The organism is Streptococcus sp. 544, assembly GCF_013277385.1.
GTDB classification, from domain to species: Bacteria; Bacillota; Bacilli; order Lactobacillales; family Streptococcaceae; genus Streptococcus; species Streptococcus mitis_BA.
The window spans coordinates 7,870-28,442 of the sequence record NZ_VMMU01000006.1 but is presented as its reverse complement, the minus strand read 5'-3'; the positions used below and the strand labels follow the sequence as shown (position 1 = coordinate 28,442).

The following is a 20,573-nucleotide window of genomic DNA, read 5'->3' as shown; positions in this document are numbered from 1 at the left end:
TCAAACTTATTTCAGCAATTCAAGGAAACTTCTGGTATTTTCTACAAACTCCTTTGGTTTTTCCTTATTCAAGACATGAGGGCCGTCTGGGATAATCTGAAATTGGGATTCTGATATTAGTTTATGAAGACTTCTCATAGAACTAAGATTCGGTTTATCTTTGCTGCCACAAATTAGTAAGGTTGGATAGGGGCAAATCCCTGCTATATCCGTTAAATCAAGTGTCTTCAACTCTTTGGAAATACCTATTATAAAAGTCTTGTCTGCCCCCTGTTTTTCAAATACTTTTTGGGGAAGTAGTTTAAAAATCAGCAACTGAAGATAGAATAGGATATTCTCTGCTAATTTAAGCGGGCATCCTGATAGAATCAATGCTCGAAGATTTGGTAAATCGTAACTGGAAAGTTCTAGTGCCAGGGCAGCACCTAAAGACAATCCAATCAAAACAAAAGGTTCTGTCTCTTGAGCTAGGTGTTGATAAACTCGCTCCTTGGCTTGTTGATAGTTGCTAACTCCAGAAGGAAACAACTCGATAGCCTCAGAAGGATAATCTATCAGTAGATTCTGAACTTCTTTCCAAGACTCTGCTGACTGCCCTAAACCGTGTAAAAATACCAGTTTCATCTAGTTCTCCTCTAGGCTTAATTCATACAAACCTCTCACTGCATTACAGCCGTAAATAGCTTCTGCTTGGGCTAAATCTGCCAAGGTCAAGACTTTCTCTTCTACCTGTCCTGTTTCCAGCAAATGCTGACGGTAAATTCCTGGCAAGATTCCAAGTCGGATAGGCGGTGTGTAGAGTTTCCCAGCAATTTTCAAAACCAGATTTCCGATAGAGGTTTCAAGCAGTTCTCCTGACTTATTGTAGTAAATGATCTCTTGCTCCCCTAAACTCAAGTATGGTCTATGAGTCGTTTTAAAGTGGGTAAAAGCTTGCTGCAAATTGGCTTCTTGCAGACAAAGTTGGGCATGGCAGAAGGTTGGACTGAGAGGTTCCAATACTTGACGATCGACTTCTATCTCTCCAGACTTGCTAAGGCTAATTCGCAAGCGGTAGTCTTGATCAATGTCACAATCCTGACACTCTTCCTCTATCTTTTGTTTCAAGTTTTCTGAATCAAATGGAAAGGCAAAATACCGACTAGCTTTTCTCAGTCTTTCCAGATGTTGTTCTTCAAACAGCAGTTGTTTTTGGCTGATTTTTCCAGTTGTAATTATTTGGAAAAGAGCTTGTTTCCGATAAAGCACAGCAGCCTTTTGATGAACCTCACGATATTCAGATTCCCAAGTGCTATCCCATGTAATACCTCCGCCAACTCCATAGATGGCTTGACCTTTGTGAAGTTGAATAGTACGGATAGCAACATTAAAAATCCGTCGTCCATTTGGAAGCAAGAGACCAATCGTTCCACAGTAGACTCCGCGCGGTTGTGGCTCCAAGTCCTTGATAATCTCCATAGTCGCAATTTTCGGTGCGCCCGTTATGGATCCACAAGGAAAGAGAGAGCGAAAAATTTCAACAAGGTCCACATCCTCTCGCAATTGACTCTTGATGGTCGAAGTCATCTGCCAAACCGTTGAATACTGTTCTACTTGGCAAAGACGCTCCACGTGCTCACTCCCCACCTCAGAAATACGATTCATATCGTTGCGCAAGAGGTCCACAATCATCATGTTTTCAGAGCGATTTTTGGGATCCTGCTCCAGCCAACTAGCCTGTTCAAGATCTTCTTGGTCAGTTACCCCACGCTGAGTCGTTCCCTTCATTGGGCGCGTTGTCAACTCGCGGTCATTCTGCTCAAAAAAGAGCTCTGGACTCATGGAAATCACTGCCATCTCGTCATGTTCCACATAGGCATTGTAGCCCGCCTCCTGCTCTACCACCATACGATTGTAGATAGCAAAAGGATTGGCAGACAACTCCTGCTTGAGTTGGACAGTGTAGTTGACCTGATAGGTGTCTCCCTGCCGCAAATGATAGTGAATCTGGGCAATCGCCTTTTCATAGTCTGTTGCAGACGTTACTTCCTGCCAATTTGAAGGCAAATCAACCTCATCATAAATCAGAGGAATAGGGGATGTTTCTACCCTATCATGAACGGTAAAATATAGCAGATACTCTGCCAGTAAAGGAGCTTTATGAACTGCTAATTTCTCCTCAAAAGCAGGTGCAGCCTCATAGCTGACATAACCCACCACATAGTAGCCCTGCTCTTGGTAGCTTTCCACTTGTGCCAGCAAGGCTGTTACTTCCGCTAAATCTCTCGTTTTTAACTCTTTGATAGGCTGGGTAAAGATGTATCTCTCCCCCAAAGCCCTAAAATCAATCACTGTTTTTCTATGCATAGCTTAAGTATAGCATAAAAAGGCAGATACAGACAAAGCTGATCTACCTTTTTACGATTTTATTCATCCCTATGCTTGTGGTGCAGTAAATAGATCACCAGAGAAACCGTCTGTGTTTTTAAGTAATGCTTTGTACACTTTAGCTTTAAGATTTACAGTATTTGTATATTTGTCTTTAATTTTAGGGTCATTTAACTCCTGTAAATCTTTAGTCACAGCTGCATTGAATAATGCTTGTAGTCTACTATATGAAGAGATGTTTTCACCGTCAATATTAATTTCTGTGAATCCTCTTTGAGCTTTTGTAAGAACTTCCTCATACCAAGTTTTTTTCCAGTCTTCAAGAGTTTTAAATTTACCACCAGAAACTTTATCAATAATAAATTTATCACTTAGAGTTTGACTTGCTTTATTGGCTTCGGATTTATATTTATTAGAAACATATCCGATGAATCCATTTTCGTATCCGAAATATCCCCACATACGAAATGCATTATGTTTAAATGATGCAGCCCCAGGAGCACCATCACTGGTATTACCACCATAGATACCAGTCATCATATTTATATTCACATAAGCAGTTCTAAAATCAGATGGATCGTATGTGTTATTTCCAGGAGCACCATGTTTGGTAATGAAATTATTATCAATTAAATCATTAATGTTATTTAATTGAAGTGCTTTCTCAGTGTCATTTAAATCGCGAATTTTGTCAAACTGGTGAGGTTGTCCGTCCTTACGCATTTGTTTATCCATTTTCTTGAACCAGCTATCATTGTTACCTTGTAATTTTGGTAAGACAGCTTCAGCTTCAAGAGAATCTAACATCATCAGAGCTTCATTATAGTTCTTCATATATTTATCAATAGCTTCTCGTGATTGAAGCTTATTAGGGTTATAGTTGTACCATTGATTACCATCATTTGAACGTTCAAATGCCATATTTAATCCAAGTGCGCCGTATTCACCTTGGTGTCCATGTTCTGCTGGGGACTGTAACATGCCTTGAGCAAAGGCTTCTAAGAATGTTCCTTCACGATGCGTGTATCCTCCATAGTAAGCTACGCGGTCATTTATATGAGTAGTCTCATGCGTAAATGCAGACGCACCATATTCACTAATCATATCAGACATAACAAATACAACTTTAGCTCGAGTATCATTCTTGTCATCATAATATGTAGCATATGCCCCAGCAACAGCTCCATTAGGACCGTAATGCTCACCGACAGGACCATAAAGCTCACGAGTAGGTGGATAAATGCCTGTTCCATCTTCGAACTTACCATATTTATCCATCCATTGCCCCCATTTATGACCCCAAACTTGGTAACCTTCCCATACTGGAGTTACAATATCTTTGACAAGCTTATTTTTTACCGCATCTGTTGCTAAACGATACCAGAAATCAAGATAGTTAATTTGTCTGTCTGCAGCCAAATTAATATTATCCTTCCACTTATCCAGTGTGGTATTGTATTTATTAGCAGTCCCAAATGATATAGTATTGTAGGTCGATATCAAGAATGCTTGGGTTTGTTTAAGGTTAAGGAGCGGTAAAATCATCTTTTGATGGTATCCGCGAGATAAATTGTCAAAAGCACGATACTTAGCAGTTTTAATAGCCTCTTCACGTGACTGACGTTCTGCTACATAAACCTTACCTTCAGTGGAGTGAATAAACCAATCATTCAAATTTGTGTCGGCTGTCAATAACTTCATATTATATCGTAAGAAGTCAATAAGATTTCCAGACACCGTGTTCTTAGCCAATACCTCTCTAAATGCATCATGTGTACGATGACCTTTTAAAGTATTTTCTTTTGAACCAATTTCAATCAGTCTATCTAAGACATCTACATTTTTACCATAAAAATCTGGTTTAAACATCATTAAGTCTTTAATGGTTTTACCATCAAAATTGATACCATAATATCGATTTAGGTAAGCAAGACCTAACATAATTTTTGCGCTATTGTCTTGAACTTTCTTAACAAGAGCTCTTTGAGTTGCGTCTGATATGTTTAATTGATGATCTTCTGATTCCACAAGATGTTTGACAATCGTATCCATATTAGACTTCAATTCTTGGAAATGTTCCTCAAAATAGAAGTCACGAATATATCCATTTTGGCGTTGCTCTGTGTTTGCACTCTTATCTTTACTGTCATTACGTCTATCCAAGATCGAACGGACACCCGCAGACTGAAGTTCTACTGAAGTCAAGGCTTCCTTAACCTTAGTCATCAGATCACTACGATCTTTAACAACCATGTTTGGTGTGTAAACAATATTTTGACCGACTATATTATATTCTTTCACTTGAGCTACTCCAGAATCAGAATTGACTGCCACGGACATTTCTTCCTTTATACCATCAGCGTAGTGAATCATAATCTTATCAATATCAGATAAATCTGTAACAAATTGACCATTCTTCATACCTGTAACAGATAATACTTCTTTCTTCACAAGATTTGAATCTTGCTCTAACTTATTACCCTGATTTACAATCCAGTCTTTGTTATAAAATGGTTGAAGTTTAGCAATATTTCTATAAGCTTGGTCATATTCTGATTTGTAGTTTTGAATCAGTTTATATTCTTTATCTTTAGTTTCAATATTGTTTAATCTATTTGTTTGAAGTTCTTCACTCTCAAACAAATTTGCAGTAATGCCATAACCAGCTACACGTTTATCAGCATCTTCTTTGGAAATTTCTTTCAAATTATGGGATAAAGTATATGACTTACTACCGACACTAACTCCTAAAACACTATAGTTGTTTTTAATATATGGAAATGCAAAATCACTGTCATTAATATCTGGAGAACCATATAATATTTCACCTTTTACTACCTTAGCGTAACTCACATTGTCATCAGCATTTCCCCAAGGCCAGTTTTTACTGATTAAACCTCCAGCTTCAACAGGGTTTGATAAATTAATCACACCTTTCATAACTGACTTACGTAATTTTGTAAATCTATCACGTCCAGCACCATTTATTCTATGTTCCATGACGGCAACAATTCCACCAACACGTACACGATTACCTGTAAGATTAGCATCGACATAAGCTCTATCAATAATACCTTCGTACATACGGCCTGCAATACCTCCCATATAGGAGTTAGCACCATTACCAGTTGTATGGATATTACCTATAAAAGCTATATTTTCAAGTCTTGAAGCATGCTCTATCCAGTTCACAAATCCAGCCACATGATTACGACCTGTAATATTACCCGTTACTTTAACATCTTTAATAAGAGACTGGTCACCTTGCATTTTATGACTGATGACAGAAACATGATCTTCTGACGGAAGATTGATATTCACATTTTCAAAATTAATATTTTGCACTTTACCATTATCAATTAAATGAAATAAAGGCTTTTTCAAATTATAAATAGCATAGTGCTTATCGCCATCACTAGAGAGCGTACCCTTAAAATTACCTGTTACATATGATTTACTACTAACATCTAGATACTGTGCATCTAAACTTTTTCCTAATTTAAACTCACCGTTAGGATTTTTCTGCATAGCATCTACTAAATCTTTGAAGTTATAGTAAACGTTATTTTGCGATGCTTTGGGTTTCTCTATGTAATAAGTGTACGTTTGACTCAAGCTATTATTTGAATCACGTTGGATTAAATCAGGAGCTGAAGCAGTAACTTTAAATAGGGATGTCTCCTCCTCAGTTACTTCCTCTATATTAGTAATGGCAAGCCTTGTTACTTTATTATGATTAGTGGTAATTTTTAGATAATATGACGTTAGATTTTCTGGAACAGTTTCTAGAAGGCTACTATCTGTTTCATTTCCATTCTCATCCACTTTCATCAATCTTGTTTCTTTAATATCTTTAATCTCAACTTTTTTAAGGTCTAGTTGGATTGGTTGATTATCTAAGATTTCTGTTACATCACCGTTACCTCTATCGTAAACCATAGTTGTAGATAGAGTGTATTCTTTGTAATACTCTAGGTTTTTAAATGCTGCGTCTATAGTTTCATTATTTACATCATCGCCTGTAAGCTCTACAGTGCTAACAACTGTTTCTCCTTTTTTCAGAGTAGCTGTAATTGATTTAATTTTTGTTTTATTTTGGTTTTCTAGAGAATACTTAGCAATTGCTTCACGTTCTAATACTTTCTTATCAGTGTTTACAAATTTTAATACTGGTTTTTCAGTCAATGGAACTAAGTTTTTGATAGCTTCTTGTAATCTTCTAGTAGCATCATCTACTTTACTTTGAGTGGCAGCTTCATCTGAATTTACAGGGTTTGCTGCTACAAGGGCATCTTCTAAAGCTTTCCATGTTTGAGTAGTGTATTCTTCTTTATGTTTGCTGTTAGCTGTGTTAATAGCATTTTGCAATGCAGTCTTATCGACGGCAAGAGCATTTATAGCGGCTTGAAGAGCTTTAGTAGCCGCATCTATTTCACTTTGTTTAGGAAGTGGAGTAGTTTGATCGTTGATTTCTTTGGCTTTGATTTCGGCTTGTTTGAAGTTGTTCCAAGTTTTTGGACTGTAGTCAGTTTCTTGTTTTTGATTAGCAACTGTTATTTGCTCTTGTAATTTTGTTTTATCAACATTAAGTGCATCAATAGCGGCTTTCAAGTTCTTAGCGGCTTCATCGATTTGAGTTTGAGTAGCAGTAGCGTTATCTTCTACGGCTTGAGCAGTTTTTTTCGCTTCTTCTAATGCAGACCAAGTCGCAGGACTATGATCAGCTTCTGTCTTAGAGTTAGCATCAGCAAGTTGTTTTTCCAGTTCAGTCTTATCAGTTTTTAATGCATCAATAGCAGCTTTAAGTTTTTTAGCAGTTTCATCGATTTGAACTTGAGTAGCTTTGTCGTTGTATTTTACAGTTTGAGCGTCAGTTTTCGCTTCTTCCAAAGCGTTCCAAGATGTAGCACTGTAGTCAGTTTGAGTTTTTTCGTTTGCAAGGTGAAGTTGTTTTTCAAGTTCGGTCTTATCTGTGGTTAAACCAGCGACAGCAGCTTTAAGTTTTTCATAAACATGATCAACTTCGCTTTGCTTAGTAGCTGGGGTGTTTGTAACTTTTTCAGCTTCAGCTAATACATCTTGAAGGTTTGCCCAAGATGCATCACTGTAGTGCTCTTTAGTTTTTGATTTTGCGTCAGCGATAGTTTTGTTTAACTCAGTTTTATCGACACTTAGAGCATCGATAGCCGTTTTAAGTTTATCTGTCTCGCTATTTACCTCAGGCTGTTTTACAGACTCTGAAGCATAGACACCTTTTGCAGTTTCTAAAACAGGAGTCAATGCACCATAACTTGCTGTAGAATAATCAGTAGGAGAAACTGAACTAGCTTTATCAATTTGATTCTTTAACTCACTTTTATCAACTGGTTCTTTAGTACCAATACCTTTTATTTCATCTACTGGCTTGGTTGTTATTGTATCCTCTAATACTTTACTAGACTGTTTTCCATCAATAGTAGTGACTTCAGTTAAAATAGTGCGTTCACCTGCCACACCTTCTCGAATAACTTTTGTTTCTCCCTTAGTGAGATTCTCATCGTCTTGCTCAATTGTCTTAAAAGGCACAGACTCTTTAGTTACTATAACTTCAGGCTTAATCTCTATTACATTTAGCACACCTTCTTCAGGAGTTGTTTTATGTTCTACTTTTGGTGTTTCGTCCTGATGTTCTACAGTTTCTTCAGCCTTGGTATCTGGAGTTGACTCTTCTTGTTTCGGTGTTTCTTCCGCAGTCTTCTCTTCTTTAGAAGCTTCTGGTTGCTTTTCTGGCTCGACTGGTGCTATTGGTGCCGTTTCGTCTTCTCTTGGTACAACTGGTTCACCTACTTGTTCAACTTTTGATTCCTCAGCTGGTTCCGTTTGTTTTTCTACAGCAGGCGTTTCAACTTTTGGTTCTTCAACAGGTTGATTAGCAGCCTCATCTTTTGTTTTTACTACTTCTGGCTGTTTATCTTCTTGTTTCGGTGTCTCTTCCGATACCTTATCCTCTTTAGGATCTTCTTGTTGTGATGAATCTTTTGGTATCCTTGGTTGCTCCGGTTGTGTAGGTTGCACGGGTTGTTCTGGGACTTTTGCTTGTTCTACTGGTGGTTCAACTTTTGGCTCCTCAGCTTGTTTATCTGATGGTTGACTTTCTGGCTTGACTGGTGCTTGTTCATCTATTTTTGAATCAACTGCTCCACTTACTTCTTCAACTGGAGCTGATTCTGCTGAAGCTTCTTTCCCCTCTTCTGCTTTAGGAAGGGTGTCGTCAGTAGGTTTTACCTCCGATTTTGGTTCTTCCTTTGGACTTTCTTCTGTTTTAGGTGCTTCTTCTTTTGGAGCTTCCTCTGTCTCTACTGCTTGGTTTTTTGGCTTAGCTTGCTCCTGATTTGTTGTTACTTGGGGATTCTCAACTTCGACCACAGTCACCTCTCCAGGTTTAGCTGAGGCTTCTTCTAAAACAGTGTCCAAGCCAAGCGTTTTGAGGATGTCGCCTGATAGATAACCAACATAGCGATAGCCCTCCATTTCAACAACACCCTCTCGACTAGCCGGTGCTAGGGTCGCAACTGGGTCTACAGCCCCTGCACTAGGAAGAACTACCAATCCCATAGCTCCAACTAAAAAGACGCTGGCAATTTTCTTTCTCTTGTAGATTAAAAGCAAGCTCCCAACAGTCAGCAAACCAAAAGCTGTCAAAACAGATGCTTCTGTCCCTGTTTGTGGCAGCTGGTCTTTTTGATACACCAAACCATATACAACTTCATTTCCATCAGGTTTTCCTGTCTTGATTAAATCTTTAGCTTCTTGTGAAATAACCTCTTTATCTACATAGTGATAGGTAGCTGCATCCACTACAGAAGGAGCCATCAAAAGGCTTCCAAGAAATACAGAACCTACAACTCCCTTAATCTTACGAATTGAAAAACGGTCTTTTTTAAACACTTTCATCTCCTTTATTCATTCTCACGACTTTCTAATAGAATCTTGCGGATAGTGCGCACGCGCACCTCCGATTAATTTTGGACGACTAGCCAGCGCCGTTACATGTGCATGACCAATCTCTCTCAAAAGAGGGCGAATCGGAACCTGAACATGCTTGACATGCATGCCAATTGCAGTGTCTCCGATATCCAATCCAGCATGAGCCTTGATAAATTCAACCTCAACTGGATCTTGCATAAACTTAAAGGCTGCCAACTGACCCGAACCTCCTGCATGGAGAGTAGGAAAGACACTGACGATTTCCAGACCAAACTGCTCTGCCACCTGACGTTCAACGACGAGAGCTCGATTAACATGTTCACAACCTTGAACGGCTAAATGGATACCTCTACTACCTAGAATACCCAAGATAGTCTCCACTATCAGCTCACCAATCTCTTGACTGGATTCTTTCCCAATCTGACCACCTATCACCTCACTAGAAGATAGACCTAAAACAAAAAGGGCCCCCTGCTTCAAATTGGCCTTTTCTAAAACATCTTCTACTATCTGACGTGTTTCTCTTTGAATCTGTGTCTCGTTCATCTCTGTCACCTCTTTTGTCACTCTTCTATCATACCGTTTTTTCTTATTTTTAGCAAGATAGACAACCTAGAAAGCTTGCCCAATTACGCATAAAACTCCCAGAATTGACTGGGAGTTAGCTAGTTTCTATTCTATTTATGTATATTTCCACTTTCGTCCCTTTTTGGGGCCTAGAATCAATCTTCATCTGGTAATTGTCTCCAAAATGAAGTTTGAGTCGCTGATCAACATTTTGCAGACCAACTCCCCCACGTTTGAGTTGACTTTGACTACTATCACCAGCATCTTGGAAGCCAACGCCATCATCCTCAATGCGGATGACCAAGCCCGAATCCTGTTTCTGGACAGAAACTCTAATATGTCCCTGACCTTCCTTCTCCTTGATGCCATGGTACAGAGCATTTTCCACCAAAGGTTGTAACACCAGTTTAGGCAAGACTAGATTATCAAAGGCAGGATTTTCAGCAATCTCATATTCCAGCTTATCTCCGTAACGTTGTTTCTGGATAAAGAGATATTGGCGGACATGATTGATTTCATCAGACAGGCAAATCAAATCTTTACCCTGATTGAGTGCCAAGCGGAAATAGGTTGCCAAAGACTTAGTCACCTGAACCACTCTCTGACTATCCTGAAATTCAGCCATCCAGATGATGGTGTCCAAGGTGTTGTAGAGAAAATGCGGATTAATCTGGCTGGACAGGGCTTGAAGTTGGTACTGACGGGTTGTTTCTTCTTGGCTACGAACATCTGCCATCAGCTGATCAACCTGATCCAACATAGCATTGAACTGGCGAGACACTTCTCTCAGTTCATGGGCACCAGTTTCCTTGGCACGCAGATTCTGATTACCAGAAGCAATCTCCAGCATGGTTTCTCTCAAGTCATTCAGAGGAGCAATCCAGCGTTTGAGACTAAGCCACACCAAGCAGAGACAGGCAAGAAGAGATGTGAAACTGGCTCCAAGCAAGGTCCACATGAGTTGACTCCTAACCTTGTCTAACTTCTCCAACGAGGACACACCAAGCACCGTCCAATCAGTTCCTGCAATCTTTTCCTGACTGACGTAGGATTTGTGGCCAGGAGTATAGCCCTGACCCGTCTCGATGTAGGGTTTCATAGCCTCCATTTCGCTAGACGAACTATAAACTGTGTGTTGAGGATGATAAACAAATTCATGGTTTTCATTGATGATAAAGGCAAAACCCTGCTGACCCAACTGGAGCTGCTTGAGATAGGCTTCCAGAGTTTCATAAGAAATATCCAAACGAAGTACACCCAGATTGGCTCCCTTTGCATCAACAAGTTCCTGAGTGATAGAAATAACCCACTGACTATCCGACTTACGAGCTGGTGTCAAAACAGGCTTAGCTCCCTGATGAATGGCCTTTTGGTACCAATCCTCAGCCATCATATCAGAGGAAGTTTTCATCTGCACACTGTCATCTGTAGAAATGACCTGACCGGATTTGGTTACCAGCACAACAGTTTTCAAGTCCTGATCTGCCTTTAAGATGGTCAAAAACAGATTTCGAATTCCCTTGACCTTGTCTTGACTGGGATTCTCAGCATAGGCTAGGACATCCGCCTGCTGGGTCAAACTGGTCGAGGTGGTTTCTAATTTTTTGATATAAGACTGGATAAAGTGGCTAGTCTGACTGATAGTCGTTTGGCTATTACCTTCAATGGTAGCCTCAATGGCTGAAGAACTAGATTGATAGTAGAACGTACCAACCAGAACTAGGAGAATGAGAAAGACCAAAAAGATGGAAATAACCATTCTAACTAGGAGAGAAGAACGCTTCATCGACCTTCTCCCTTCTTAAACTGACGAGGTGTCACACCCGCAATCTGTTTAAAACGTTGGGTAAAGTAATTCATATCTTCAAAACCAACTTTTTCAGCTATCTCATAAATCTTTAAATCCGTTGTTAAGAGCAAGAGCTTAGCTTGTTTGACACGTTCTCGCACCAGGTAATCCTGAAAAGGTAGACCCAACTCTTTCTTAATCAAAGAGCTCAGATAAGTCGGGCTAAAGCCCAAGTCACTGGCCAAAGCCTTTAAACTAAACTGGCTGTCATCTAGATGAGACTGAATTTTCTGGGCCAAGTTTCCTTCAAACTTATCAGTCAATAAATCTTGTAACTGCTCTTCTTTCTCTTCCTTATCCAACTTTTGCTTGATTTTCCCCAACATTTCCTCAATATCCTGACGAGAAAAGGGCTTGAGCAAGTAGTCATCTACACCTAGTTTGACAGCAGACAAGGCATAATCAAAATCATCGTAACCTGTCAAAAAAACTAGGTGAACCTGAGGATAGGTTTCTCGGACCAGACTGGCCAACTGAATGCCATTTAGTTGAGGCATGTTGATATCGGTCAAAATGATATCCGGCACCTGCTTTTGAATCAATTCCCAAGCCTGTCTTCCATTTTCAGCCTGACCGATGATTTCCATATCGTAGGCTGCTACATCGACCAGCTTGGTCAAGCCTTGTCTTACCAGATACTCATCTTCTACGATTAAGATTGTGTAGGTCATGCTTCTCTCCTTTGTCACTTACTAGTATCAGTATAGCAAAATTCTCCTCTAACTGCTTAGGAAAGACTTCTTAATCAACATAATCTAATAAATAAGCGTAGCCTTTTTCTTCCATTTGATCTTTAGGAATAAAGCGGATAGAGAGACTATTGATACAGTAGCGCAAGCCCCCCTTGTCCTGTGGTCCATCCGTAAAGACATGGCCAAGGTGAGAATCTCCAACTCGGCTCCGCACTTCCATGCGCGTCATATTGTAAGACTTATCTTCCTTATAGGTAGCAACATCTGGGCTGATGGGCTGGGTGAAACTAGGCCAACCACAACCAGACTCAAACTTGTCCTTTGATGAAAAGAGAGGTTCGCCAGTTGCCACATCCACATAGATACCAGATTCAAATTTATCCCAGTAGCGGTTTGAAAAAGCTCGCTCTGTTTGATTTTTCTGGGTAACTGCATACTCCTCAGGTGACAGGGTCTTTTTCAATTCTTCATCACTTGGTTTGGGATATTTGCTGGCATCAATGACTGGATAGGCAGCCTGATTGACATTGATATGGCAGTAGCCATTTGGATTTTTCTTGAGATAGTCTTGGTGGTAATCCTCTGCCACTACAAAATTCTTCAAGGTTTCCTTTTCAACTGCCAGAGGTTGATCGTATTTCTTAGCAACTTCATCAAAGACTTGGTTGATTACCTCTAAATCCTTGTCATCTGTGTAATAAACACCAGTACGATACTGAGTCCCTACATCATTTCCTTGTTTATTTTTGCTGGTTGGATTGATAATGCGGAAATAATGAAGCAGGATTTCCTTGAGGGAAATTTGATTGGCATCATAGGTAACATGAACAGTCTCCGCATGACCTGTTTGGTTAATCAATTCGTACTTGGTTGTTTCCCCTCTACCATTTGCATAGCCTGATACGGCATCTGTCACTCCGGGAACGCGGGAGAAGTATTCCTCCACTCCCCAGAAACAACCTCCAGCTAGATAAATTTCGTGCAAGTCTGCGTCTTTACTAACTTCTGTTTTTTTCACTGTTTTTCCTCCTTGGCTAACTGCCGCTTTCTCAATTTGCGAGGCATCTGTCTGTCCTGCATTTCGCATCAATAGAAAATAGAAACCGGTTATGGCTAGGAAAAATACTCCTAGCAACAAGATGATTTTTAACTTATCATTCATAGAACACCTCCTAGGCCAATTCCTTCAAAGTTTGCAAAATCGCATCTTTTTCCATAAAACCTGGTTGCGTTTTGACCAGCTTTCCTTCCTTGTCTATAAAGGCTTGAGTTGGGTAAGAACGGACACCATAACTTTCCAAAAGTTTGCCTGATGGGTCAACTAGGACTGGGAAATTTTTATAATCCAAGCCCTTATACCAATTCTTAAAGTCCGCTTCAGATTGCTCTCCCTTGTGTCCTGGTGACACTACTGTCAAGACAACATAGTCATATCCAGCTTCTTTAGCGATTTCGTCCGTATCTGGAAGGCTAGCTAAACAGATGGAACACCAAGAAGCCCAGAATTTAAGATAGACTTTCTTTCCCTTATAATCAGACAAGCGGTAGGTCTTGCCATCTACTCCAGTTAGCTCAAAATCAGCCACCTCTTTCCCTTTAGCCGTGCTTGTTTTACTAGCTGTCTGCTCCATCTTCATCTCATCTTTCATTTGGTGTTCACTGGTCATGGACTTGCCTGAACAAGCCGTCAAACAAAGGAGCGAACCTGCTCCAAGAACACATGTTTGCCATTTTTTCATACTGATATTCCTTTCCATTTTTATTCAAATAATTGACTTAAAATTGAAGCATTTCCAAACAGAACCAAGATTCCCATCAGGATAATGAGAAACCCACCCACTTTTTTGAGGATTCCGAGATAAGGATGGAGTTTTCGGAAATGTTTCAAAACATAGCTAGAGGCCAGAGCTAGAACCAAAAATGGTAGCGCCAAACCCAGCGTATACACCAACATGAGACCAGCTCCCTGCCAAGCACCTGAGCCACCTGAAGCCGCCAAGGCTAAAACAGACCCCAGAACCGGCCCCACACAAGGTGTCCAAGCAAAACTAAAGGTCAAACCCAGCAAAAATGCCTGACTATAGCCCTTACCATGTTGCCCCTGTCTTTGCAGTTGTAACCTCTTTTCCTTATAAAGCCCCTTAAAGTGTAGAATCTCCATCTGGTGCAAGCCTAAGAGAATGATAACCGCACCCGTCACATATTGGAACCAAGAAGCATAAAGCAAATCGCCTAAAAAACCAGCTCCATAGCCCAACAAAATAAAGATAAAGGAAATCCCCGCTATAAAGGCCAGCGTTCGCAATAAACTAGTAACTGAGATTGAAAATTTGTTGCTAGAAGCCTGAGCACCATCCTTATCATCTAGTAACACCCCTGCATAAACTGGTAACAAGGGTAAGATACAAGGAGAAAAGAAGGATAGAATCCCTGCCAAAAAGACACTTAGAAAAAAGAAAATATGACCCATAAAGTTCCTCCTATCATTTTATTGATAGGTTTATTATACTCCTTCCATTTTCGAAAAAACAGGGACAATGATAGGGAAAAATAGGAATTTAATCAGATGATTTAGAAATCTTAGACAAAAACTATACAAAAACTACCAAAGCACAAAAGCGCATAGTATCAAGGTTCTATAAAGCCTCGATACTATGCGTTTTTGTAATAGATAAATAGTTAGTCTTTTCTAAAGCTCGGATCTTTCAAACTCTGTATACTGGCATTGATCACCGCGCCTAGGATAACAATTTTAGCAATCAAGATAAACCAAAACATCATAACAACAAGAAGAACGGAACCTAAAATTCGGACATCCACCAAATGATGGACATAGTAATTGAGATAACTAGAGAACAGAGTTAGTAAACCTAAAATCACTAAGAGGACAAAGGCACTGCCTGGTAGGGTATAGCTAATTTTCCTGTCAGATAGATTGGGAAGAAAATAATAAAGCATGACCAAGATAGCAAAGAGGAGAGCGTAAGTCAGAGGACCTGCCAAACCTTGTAAAGCCTGATAGATAATGCCATCTTTTGTCCAATAATGAGCAAGTAAATCCAAAATCATCTGCCCAAATAAGCTCAAAAACAAGGCAAAAGCAAAGAGGAGCTGCAAACCAAAACTGACTAGGAGACTTACCATCTGATGGGAAATAAGTCCACGACTCTTTTCGACGCCATAAGCCTTGTTAAAAGCTTTTTGCAAGAAATTCATAGATTTTGAAAAACTCCATAACGCCGACAAGACAGAAAAACTCAATAAACCTGTTGAAGGTTGCGTCAAGACTTCTCTGGCTATTTTTTCCACACCTTCATAGAGGCTTGGGGGCAGGACGTCTTTCACAAAGCCCAGAAATTCTCCCACAGGAATCTGAAAATAAGGCAGGATATTGACCACCACCAAAAGCAGGGGGAAAATCGAAATCAACCAATAGTAGGCTACTGCAACACTGGTCAACTCACTATCTGATGCTTGATAATAATGTAAAAAGGCTTTTAATAGAGGCTTATCTATCAGCACTTTCCACCACTTTTTCATGTCACACTCCTTCACTTATAATCTTATACTCAATGAAAATCAAAGAGCAAACTAGGAAGCTAGCCGCAGGTTGCTCAAAGCCCTGCTTTGAGGTTGTAGATGAAACTGACGAAGTCAGTAACCATACCTACGGTAAGGCGACGCTGACGTGGTTTGAAGAGATTTTCGAAGAGTATTAACTAATTTCTTCTTACCAATTCCACCATATCATAAGGCAGGGTATTGGCCGCTTCCTTCAGAGAATAGTTCTCTAAGTTATTGACATTTTGTCGTAATTTCTTGGCATACTTGGTCGTAATCAATCGTTTCTCTTCATATTCAAAAATCAACTTGCGCTCCAAATAATAGCCCCTCAGCATCTCATCAATATTATTAGGTTTGATACGTGTAATAACCCGTTCGACAAAGGCACCACTGCTGATAATAGCTGTTTCACGAAGACGAGACTCCTGCATAAAACTAATCAAAGAGCGTCTATATACTCCCTTCAGGTTTTCCAAACTTTCAATAATCATCTCTGTATTGGCAAGATAGAGCTCTGCAATTTGGTCATAATCAAGAGCACGGAGACGGCTTTTCTCCTTGTCCTTCCAGCTACGGAAGGTCTTTCCGAGAGTAAAAACTTCATGAAGGAGAAAACGTAAAATCCGCAAAGAAACAAGGAAATAATAGGTCAATCGTGATGCAAATTTACGATTGATGCCTCGTTCTATATTTTTCAGATAACGTTGGTAAACTCGGTAAGCACGATTGCTAATGTTTCCCTCTTCATAGGCCTGTTCCAATCCATCACTTTCAATACTAAGAATCAAGAGTTTCAAAGCAGCCCAGTCTTCTTGAGCTCCCTTATTTTCTTGACTCAGGATGAGATTTTCAATACGTCCATGGTAATTGTCAATGGCTGCATAGAGAGGAAGCTTATTTCTGGTATCTTCCAACTCTTTTTCCAACTCTAGCGTTACTTCATTCAAAATGGCGATATGCATGAGATAATCCTTGCTTTCCTCCTGTTCATCAGAAAGATGAGGCAAGACCACGAGGCCTGTTAAAAAGCTGACAAGCGTCACACCTGCAACAAGGAAAAGCAAGAGAGGATACTCCTGCTCTAAATTACTTGGTATCAGAAGAATCGTAGCAATCGACACCGTTCCCTTGACACCTGAGAAGGTCAAGAGAAGCATGTCCTTCATATACTTATTTAGCTTTTTCTTGAGACGTCTAGTCCTATAGGCATAATAGCCATAGATCATGACAAAACGAATAGCAAAGAGGACAAAGGTCAGGGCGACAAGAGATCCCAATAAAAGTAAGGGATTATAGATTGGATTGGTTAAGATAGGCTCTGCTATCATTTCCAGCTCCATCCCTAAAATCATAAAGACAGAACCGTTGAGCATAAAGTTGACTGTGTGCCAGACCGTCTCGGTCACCGTATCCACTTGGGCTTCGAGGAGCGTAATTTTCTTAAAACGGCTTGCCTTTAAAATCCCAGCAACTACGACGGCAATAATCCCTGAAACATGGACTTCTTCTGCCAGGAAGAAGGTCACCAGAGGCAAACTCAATTCTAATAAAAGCTCACTAGCAATATCCGTTGCGCGCACACTTAGCAAGAAGCTATGGAGGAAACGGTTGGTCATGGCTGTTAAAAATCCAATTAAAAAACCACCTAGGATTGAAAAGATGAGCGAACTACTAGCTTGCCCAAGAGAAAAAGCTCCAGTTGTCCAAGCTGTCAAAGCTACCTGAAAAGCCACCAAACCAGAAGCATCATTCAAGAGTCCTTCACCTTTAAGAATATTGGACACGCGCTTAGGAAAGCTAAAGCGCTCAGAAAGAGAGGCAAAGGCAACCAAGTCCGTAGGGCCAAGGGCCGCCCCAACAGCCAAACAAGCTGCCAAAGGAAGGCTGAACCAAAGAAGGTGGGCCAAGCCACCCAAACTCAGAGTCGAGATAAAAATCACTGGAAATATGAGATAGATAATAATTCGCCAGTGTTTTAAAATAGCTGTAATATCCGCTTCTTCGGACTCTCGGAAAAGCAAGGGCCCGATAACCAGTGCCAAAAACAACTCCGTATTGAGGTGAAAGTCGGTATTGGGTAAAAAGAGACCAATCACAATTCCCAAAAGAATTTGCACCAAAGGGAGAGGCAAAAAGGGCAGGAGCTTATTGGTTGTACTTGAAACAATCAAGACCAGTAAAAACAGGATGAGGTAAATCAGTAATTCCACGCACGTCCTCCTTAATCTTTTTTACAACAGGATTCAAAAATCTCCTTCTGCTCTTTGATTTTTTGGTCAATCTTGGAACAATCCTTGTGCTCAATTTTTCTCTGGCACCGTTCCATTTCAAGAGCAACTAATTTTTTCTTGATTTTAAGCATTTTTTTGCTCATATGCGCTTGGTCTAGCACTCCCACTGCTCGTTCGTGGTGGGTTGATTCAACAAAATTCTGGCGCATGGCATCCAGCTTTTCACGTAGGTATTGTTTATCCATGTCTATATCTCTCTAATTTTTCAATCATTACTAAAAATGGTGGGTTGTTGACTTGGTTTAAAGTTCGGTAAATGGCAGCTGTGTACTCTTGTTGGTTCAACTGGCTAACAAAATCCAAGACAGCATCCCTCTCTAGGTCGCCTCCTTCATGACCGTAGTAGATCATGATAGCAATTCGTCCACCTTTGACAAGCAAATGACACAGCTTTTCTAAGGCTTCAATAGTCGTCTGAGGTTTGGTAATGACTGACTTATCAGCTGATGGCAAATAGCCTAGATTAAAAATCCCTGCCTTGGCTTCTGTCACAAACTGGTCCAGTATCTCATGGCCTTGCAAGATTAACTGGGCATTTGTCATTCCAGCCTGGTCCAAACGCTCTTGGGTCTTTTCCAAGGCTTGTTCCTGAATATCAAAAGCATAAACTTGCTTAACTAGCTTGGCTAGAAAAAGCGTGTCGTGACCATTTCCCATGGTCGCGTCCACTACGATATCGTCCTGAGTCACTACCTCAGCCAAAAAATCATGTGCCATCTCAAGTGGTCTTTTCATTTTCAAACTCCTGTTTTACAGCCTTGCATCCTTGAACGCTTCCACGACGTCGCATCTCCATCTCAATGCTGTTGAGGACTTCCCATTTATTGAGGCTCCACATAGGGCCAATCAGCATATCTCTAGGTGCATCTCCTGTGATTCGATGGATGACAATATGTTTGGGAATGATTTCCAATTGGTCGCAGATGACCTTGACATATTCGTCCTGACTCATCAACTGTAAGCGTCCTTCGTGGTAATCTCGTTGCATACGAGTATTTGTCATAAGATGGAGCAAATGAAGTTTAATCCCTTGAATATCGTTATCGGTGACACAACGGCGGACATTTTCAATCATCATCTCATGGGTTTCACCAGGCAATCCATTGATCAAATGAGAAACAATCTCAATCTTAGGATACTTTCTCAAACGCTTGACCGTTTCCACGTACAACTCATAGGAGTGGGCACGGTTAATCAGGTCAGAGGTTGTTTCATAAGTGGTCTGCAAGCCCAATTCAACCGTCACATGCATGCGCTCCGATAACTCAGCCAAATATTCGATGGTTTCGTCTGGTAAACAGTCTGGGCGCGTTCCGATATTGATTCCTACTACACCTGGCTCATTGATAGCCTGCTCATAGCGCTCTCGGATGACTTCCACCTTTTCATGGGTATTGGTAAAATTTTGAAAATAAACCAGATACTTCTGCACATCCGCCCACTTACGGTGCATAAAGTCAATTTCCTTATAAAATTGCTCACGGATAGGCGCGTCCGGTGCTACAATAGCATCTCCAGAACCTGAAACCGTACAAAAAGTACAGCCTCCATGAGCCACAGTCCCATCACGATTGGGACAGTCAAACCCCGCATCAATAGGGACTTTAAAGGTCTTTTCTCCAAATAGTTTTCGATAATAATCATTCAAAGTATTATAAGATTTCATAACTTTCATTATAACAAAAATCACCCACAATCTCAAAAGCCTGACTTTCCTATAAATTCCTCTGTTTCTCGTTTCCATTAGCCATTTTTTATGATACAATATGGATATGATTTTAATGAAATTAGCATCTATTTTATTATTGATACTGACCTTAGTAGTCTGCATTATCATAACCAAACTTTTTAGATTAAAAAAACTAGGACGAAACTTTGCGGATTTGGCTTTTCCAGTCTTGGTATTTGAATATTACCTGATCACAGCTAAAACCTTTACCCATAATTTCCTCCCTAGACTGGGCCTAGCCCTCTCAGTCCTAGCCATTATTCTCGTCTTTTTCTTCCTTTTTAAAAAACGCAGCTTTTACTATCCTAAATTCATCAAATTCTTCTGGCGTGCAGGATTCTTATTAACCCTTTTCATGTATATCGAGATGATTGTTGAATTGATGGCTCAGAAATAAAAAACTAAATCGAAAACACCTCAATCAAACTGAAATACAGTGATTGAAGTGTTTTTCTTTATATCTTTTTTAATAATTCTTATACTCAATAAAAATCAAAAAGCAAACTAGGAGGCTAGCCGCAGGTTGCTAAAAGCACTGCTTTTAGGTT

15 protein-coding genes are annotated in these 20,573 nt (G+C 40.1%); 1 reads left to right on the top strand and 14 read right to left on the bottom strand.

Annotated elements, in window-relative coordinates:
- Nucleotides 1-6: 6 nt before the first annotated feature.
- The 14 genes from HT728_RS02775 to HT728_RS02710 form a co-directional block, all read right to left on the bottom strand.
- Nucleotides 7-624: an alpha/beta hydrolase gene (locus HT728_RS02775; protein WP_173233656.1), complete on the bottom strand. Its 618-nt coding sequence runs from the start codon at nt 622-624 to the stop codon at nt 7-9.
- Nucleotides 625-2,346 carry an aminodeoxychorismate synthase component I gene (gene pabB / locus HT728_RS02770; protein WP_173233654.1) on the bottom strand — a complete coding sequence of 574 codons (1,722 nt, stop codon included), beginning with the start codon at nt 2,344-2,346 and terminating at the stop codon, nt 625-627.
- A 69-nt stretch (nt 2,347-2,415) separates the two neighbouring features.
- A complete protein-coding gene (locus tag HT728_RS02765; RefSeq protein ID WP_173213826.1) occupies nt 2,416-9,294 on the bottom strand; it encodes a ZmpA/ZmpB/ZmpC family metallo-endopeptidase in 6,879 nt (2,292 codons plus the stop codon).
- A 21-nt stretch (nt 9,295-9,315) separates the two neighbouring features.
- Nucleotides 9,316-9,879, bottom strand: coding sequence for a TIGR01440 family protein (locus HT728_RS02760; protein ID WP_173233652.1), 564 nt, complete (start codon nt 9,877-9,879; stop codon nt 9,316-9,318).
- Between the two features lie 115 nt (nt 9,880-9,994).
- A complete protein-coding gene (locus HT728_RS02755; RefSeq protein WP_173213828.1) occupies nt 9,995-11,686 on the bottom strand; it encodes a sensor histidine kinase in 1,692 nt (563 codons plus the stop codon).
- Nucleotides 11,683-12,420: a response regulator transcription factor gene (locus HT728_RS02750; RefSeq protein ID WP_173213831.1), complete on the bottom strand. Its 738-nt coding sequence runs from the start codon at nt 12,418-12,420 to the stop codon at nt 11,683-11,685. The genes HT728_RS02755 and HT728_RS02750 overlap by 4 nt, the downstream gene beginning before the upstream one ends.
- A 70-nt stretch (nt 12,421-12,490) precedes the next feature.
- Nucleotides 12,491-13,603 carry a peptide-methionine (R)-S-oxide reductase MsrB gene (msrB, locus tag HT728_RS02745; protein ID WP_173233650.1) on the bottom strand — a complete coding sequence of 371 codons (1,113 nt, stop codon included), beginning with the start codon at nt 13,601-13,603 and terminating at the stop codon, nt 12,491-12,493.
- Between the two features lie 10 nt (nt 13,604-13,613).
- A complete protein-coding gene (locus HT728_RS02740) occupies nt 13,614-14,180 on the bottom strand; it encodes a redoxin family protein (protein WP_173233648.1) in 567 nt (188 codons plus the stop codon).
- Between the two features lie 20 nt (nt 14,181-14,200).
- A complete protein-coding gene (gene ccdA2 / locus HT728_RS02735; RefSeq protein WP_173217733.1) occupies nt 14,201-14,911 on the bottom strand; it encodes a thiol-disulfide oxidoreductase-associated membrane protein CcdA2 in 711 nt (236 codons plus the stop codon).
- Nucleotides 14,912-15,120: 209 nt separating this feature from the next.
- Entirely contained in the window at nt 15,121-15,981 is an 861-nt protein-coding gene (locus HT728_RS02730) for a YihY/virulence factor BrkB family protein (RefSeq protein WP_173233645.1), read from the bottom strand.
- A 179-nt stretch (nt 15,982-16,160) separates the two neighbouring features.
- A complete protein-coding gene (locus HT728_RS02725; RefSeq protein ID WP_173233643.1) occupies nt 16,161-18,215 on the bottom strand; it encodes a sodium:proton antiporter in 2,055 nt (684 codons plus the stop codon).
- A gap of 11 nt (nt 18,216-18,226) precedes the next feature.
- Nucleotides 18,227-18,481: a hypothetical protein gene (locus HT728_RS02720; protein ID WP_000361085.1), complete on the bottom strand. Its 255-nt coding sequence runs from the start codon at nt 18,479-18,481 to the stop codon at nt 18,227-18,229.
- Nucleotides 18,474-19,031 (bottom strand): class I SAM-dependent methyltransferase, encoded by a 558-nt coding sequence (locus HT728_RS02715; protein WP_173233641.1) that lies wholly within the window; start codon nt 19,029-19,031, stop codon nt 18,474-18,476. Before HT728_RS02715 ends, HT728_RS02720 begins: the two co-directional genes overlap by 8 nt.
- Nucleotides 19,015-19,971, bottom strand: coding sequence for a TIGR01212 family radical SAM protein (locus HT728_RS02710; protein ID WP_173233639.1), 957 nt, complete (start codon nt 19,969-19,971; stop codon nt 19,015-19,017). The genes HT728_RS02715 and HT728_RS02710 overlap by 17 nt, the downstream gene beginning before the upstream one ends.
- 91 nt (nt 19,972-20,062) lie before the next feature.
- On the opposite strand from HT728_RS02710, the gene HT728_RS02705 reads away from it, so the two are divergent.
- Nucleotides 20,063-20,422, top strand: coding sequence for a DUF3397 domain-containing protein (locus tag HT728_RS02705; RefSeq protein WP_173213848.1), 360 nt, complete (start codon nt 20,063-20,065; stop codon nt 20,420-20,422).
- Nucleotides 20,423-20,573: the final 151 nt, after the last annotated feature.

What these genes read in the sequence shown, in the direction of transcription:
- HT728_RS02740 (WP_173233648.1), bottom strand. Translation starts at nt 14,180, where the DNA reads ATGAAAAAATGGCAAACATGTGTTCTTGGAGCAGGTTCGCTCCTTTGT.
- pabB (WP_173233654.1), bottom strand. Translation starts at nt 2,346, where the DNA reads ATGCATAGAAAAACAGTGATTGATTTTAGGGCTTTGGGGGAGAGATAC.
- HT728_RS02750 (WP_173213831.1), bottom strand. Translation starts at nt 12,420, where the DNA reads ATGACCTACACAATCTTAATCGTAGAAGATGAGTATCTGGTAAGACAA.
- HT728_RS02730 (WP_173233645.1), bottom strand. Translation starts at nt 15,981, where the DNA reads ATGAAAAAGTGGTGGAAAGTGCTGATAGATAAGCCTCTATTAAAAGCC.
- ccdA2 (WP_173217733.1), bottom strand. Translation starts at nt 14,911, where the DNA reads ATGGGTCATATTTTCTTTTTTCTAAGTGTCTTTTTGGCAGGGATTCTA.
- HT728_RS02775 (WP_173233656.1), bottom strand. Translation starts at nt 624, where the DNA reads ATGAAACTGGTATTTTTACACGGTTTAGGGCAGTCAGCAGAGTCTTGG.
- HT728_RS02755 (WP_173213828.1), bottom strand. Translation starts at nt 11,686, where the DNA reads ATGAAGCGTTCTTCTCTCCTAGTTAGAATGGTTATTTCCATCTTTTTG.
- HT728_RS02715 (WP_173233641.1), bottom strand. Translation starts at nt 19,031, where the DNA reads ATGAAAAGACCACTTGAGATGGCACATGATTTTTTGGCTGAGGTAGTG.
- HT728_RS02705 (WP_173213848.1), top strand. Translation starts at nt 20,063, where the DNA reads ATGGATATGATTTTAATGAAATTAGCATCTATTTTATTATTGATACTG.
- msrB (WP_173233650.1), bottom strand. Translation starts at nt 13,603, where the DNA reads ATGAATGATAAGTTAAAAATCATCTTGTTGCTAGGAGTATTTTTCCTA.
- HT728_RS02760 (WP_173233652.1), bottom strand. Translation starts at nt 9,879, where the DNA reads ATGAACGAGACACAGATTCAAAGAGAAACACGTCAGATAGTAGAAGAT.
- HT728_RS02720 (WP_000361085.1), bottom strand. Translation starts at nt 18,481, where the DNA reads ATGGATAAACAATACCTACGTGAAAAGCTGGATGCCATGCGCCAGAAT.
- HT728_RS02710 (WP_173233639.1), bottom strand. Translation starts at nt 19,971, where the DNA reads ATGAAAGTTATGAAATCTTATAATACTTTGAATGATTATTATCGAAAA.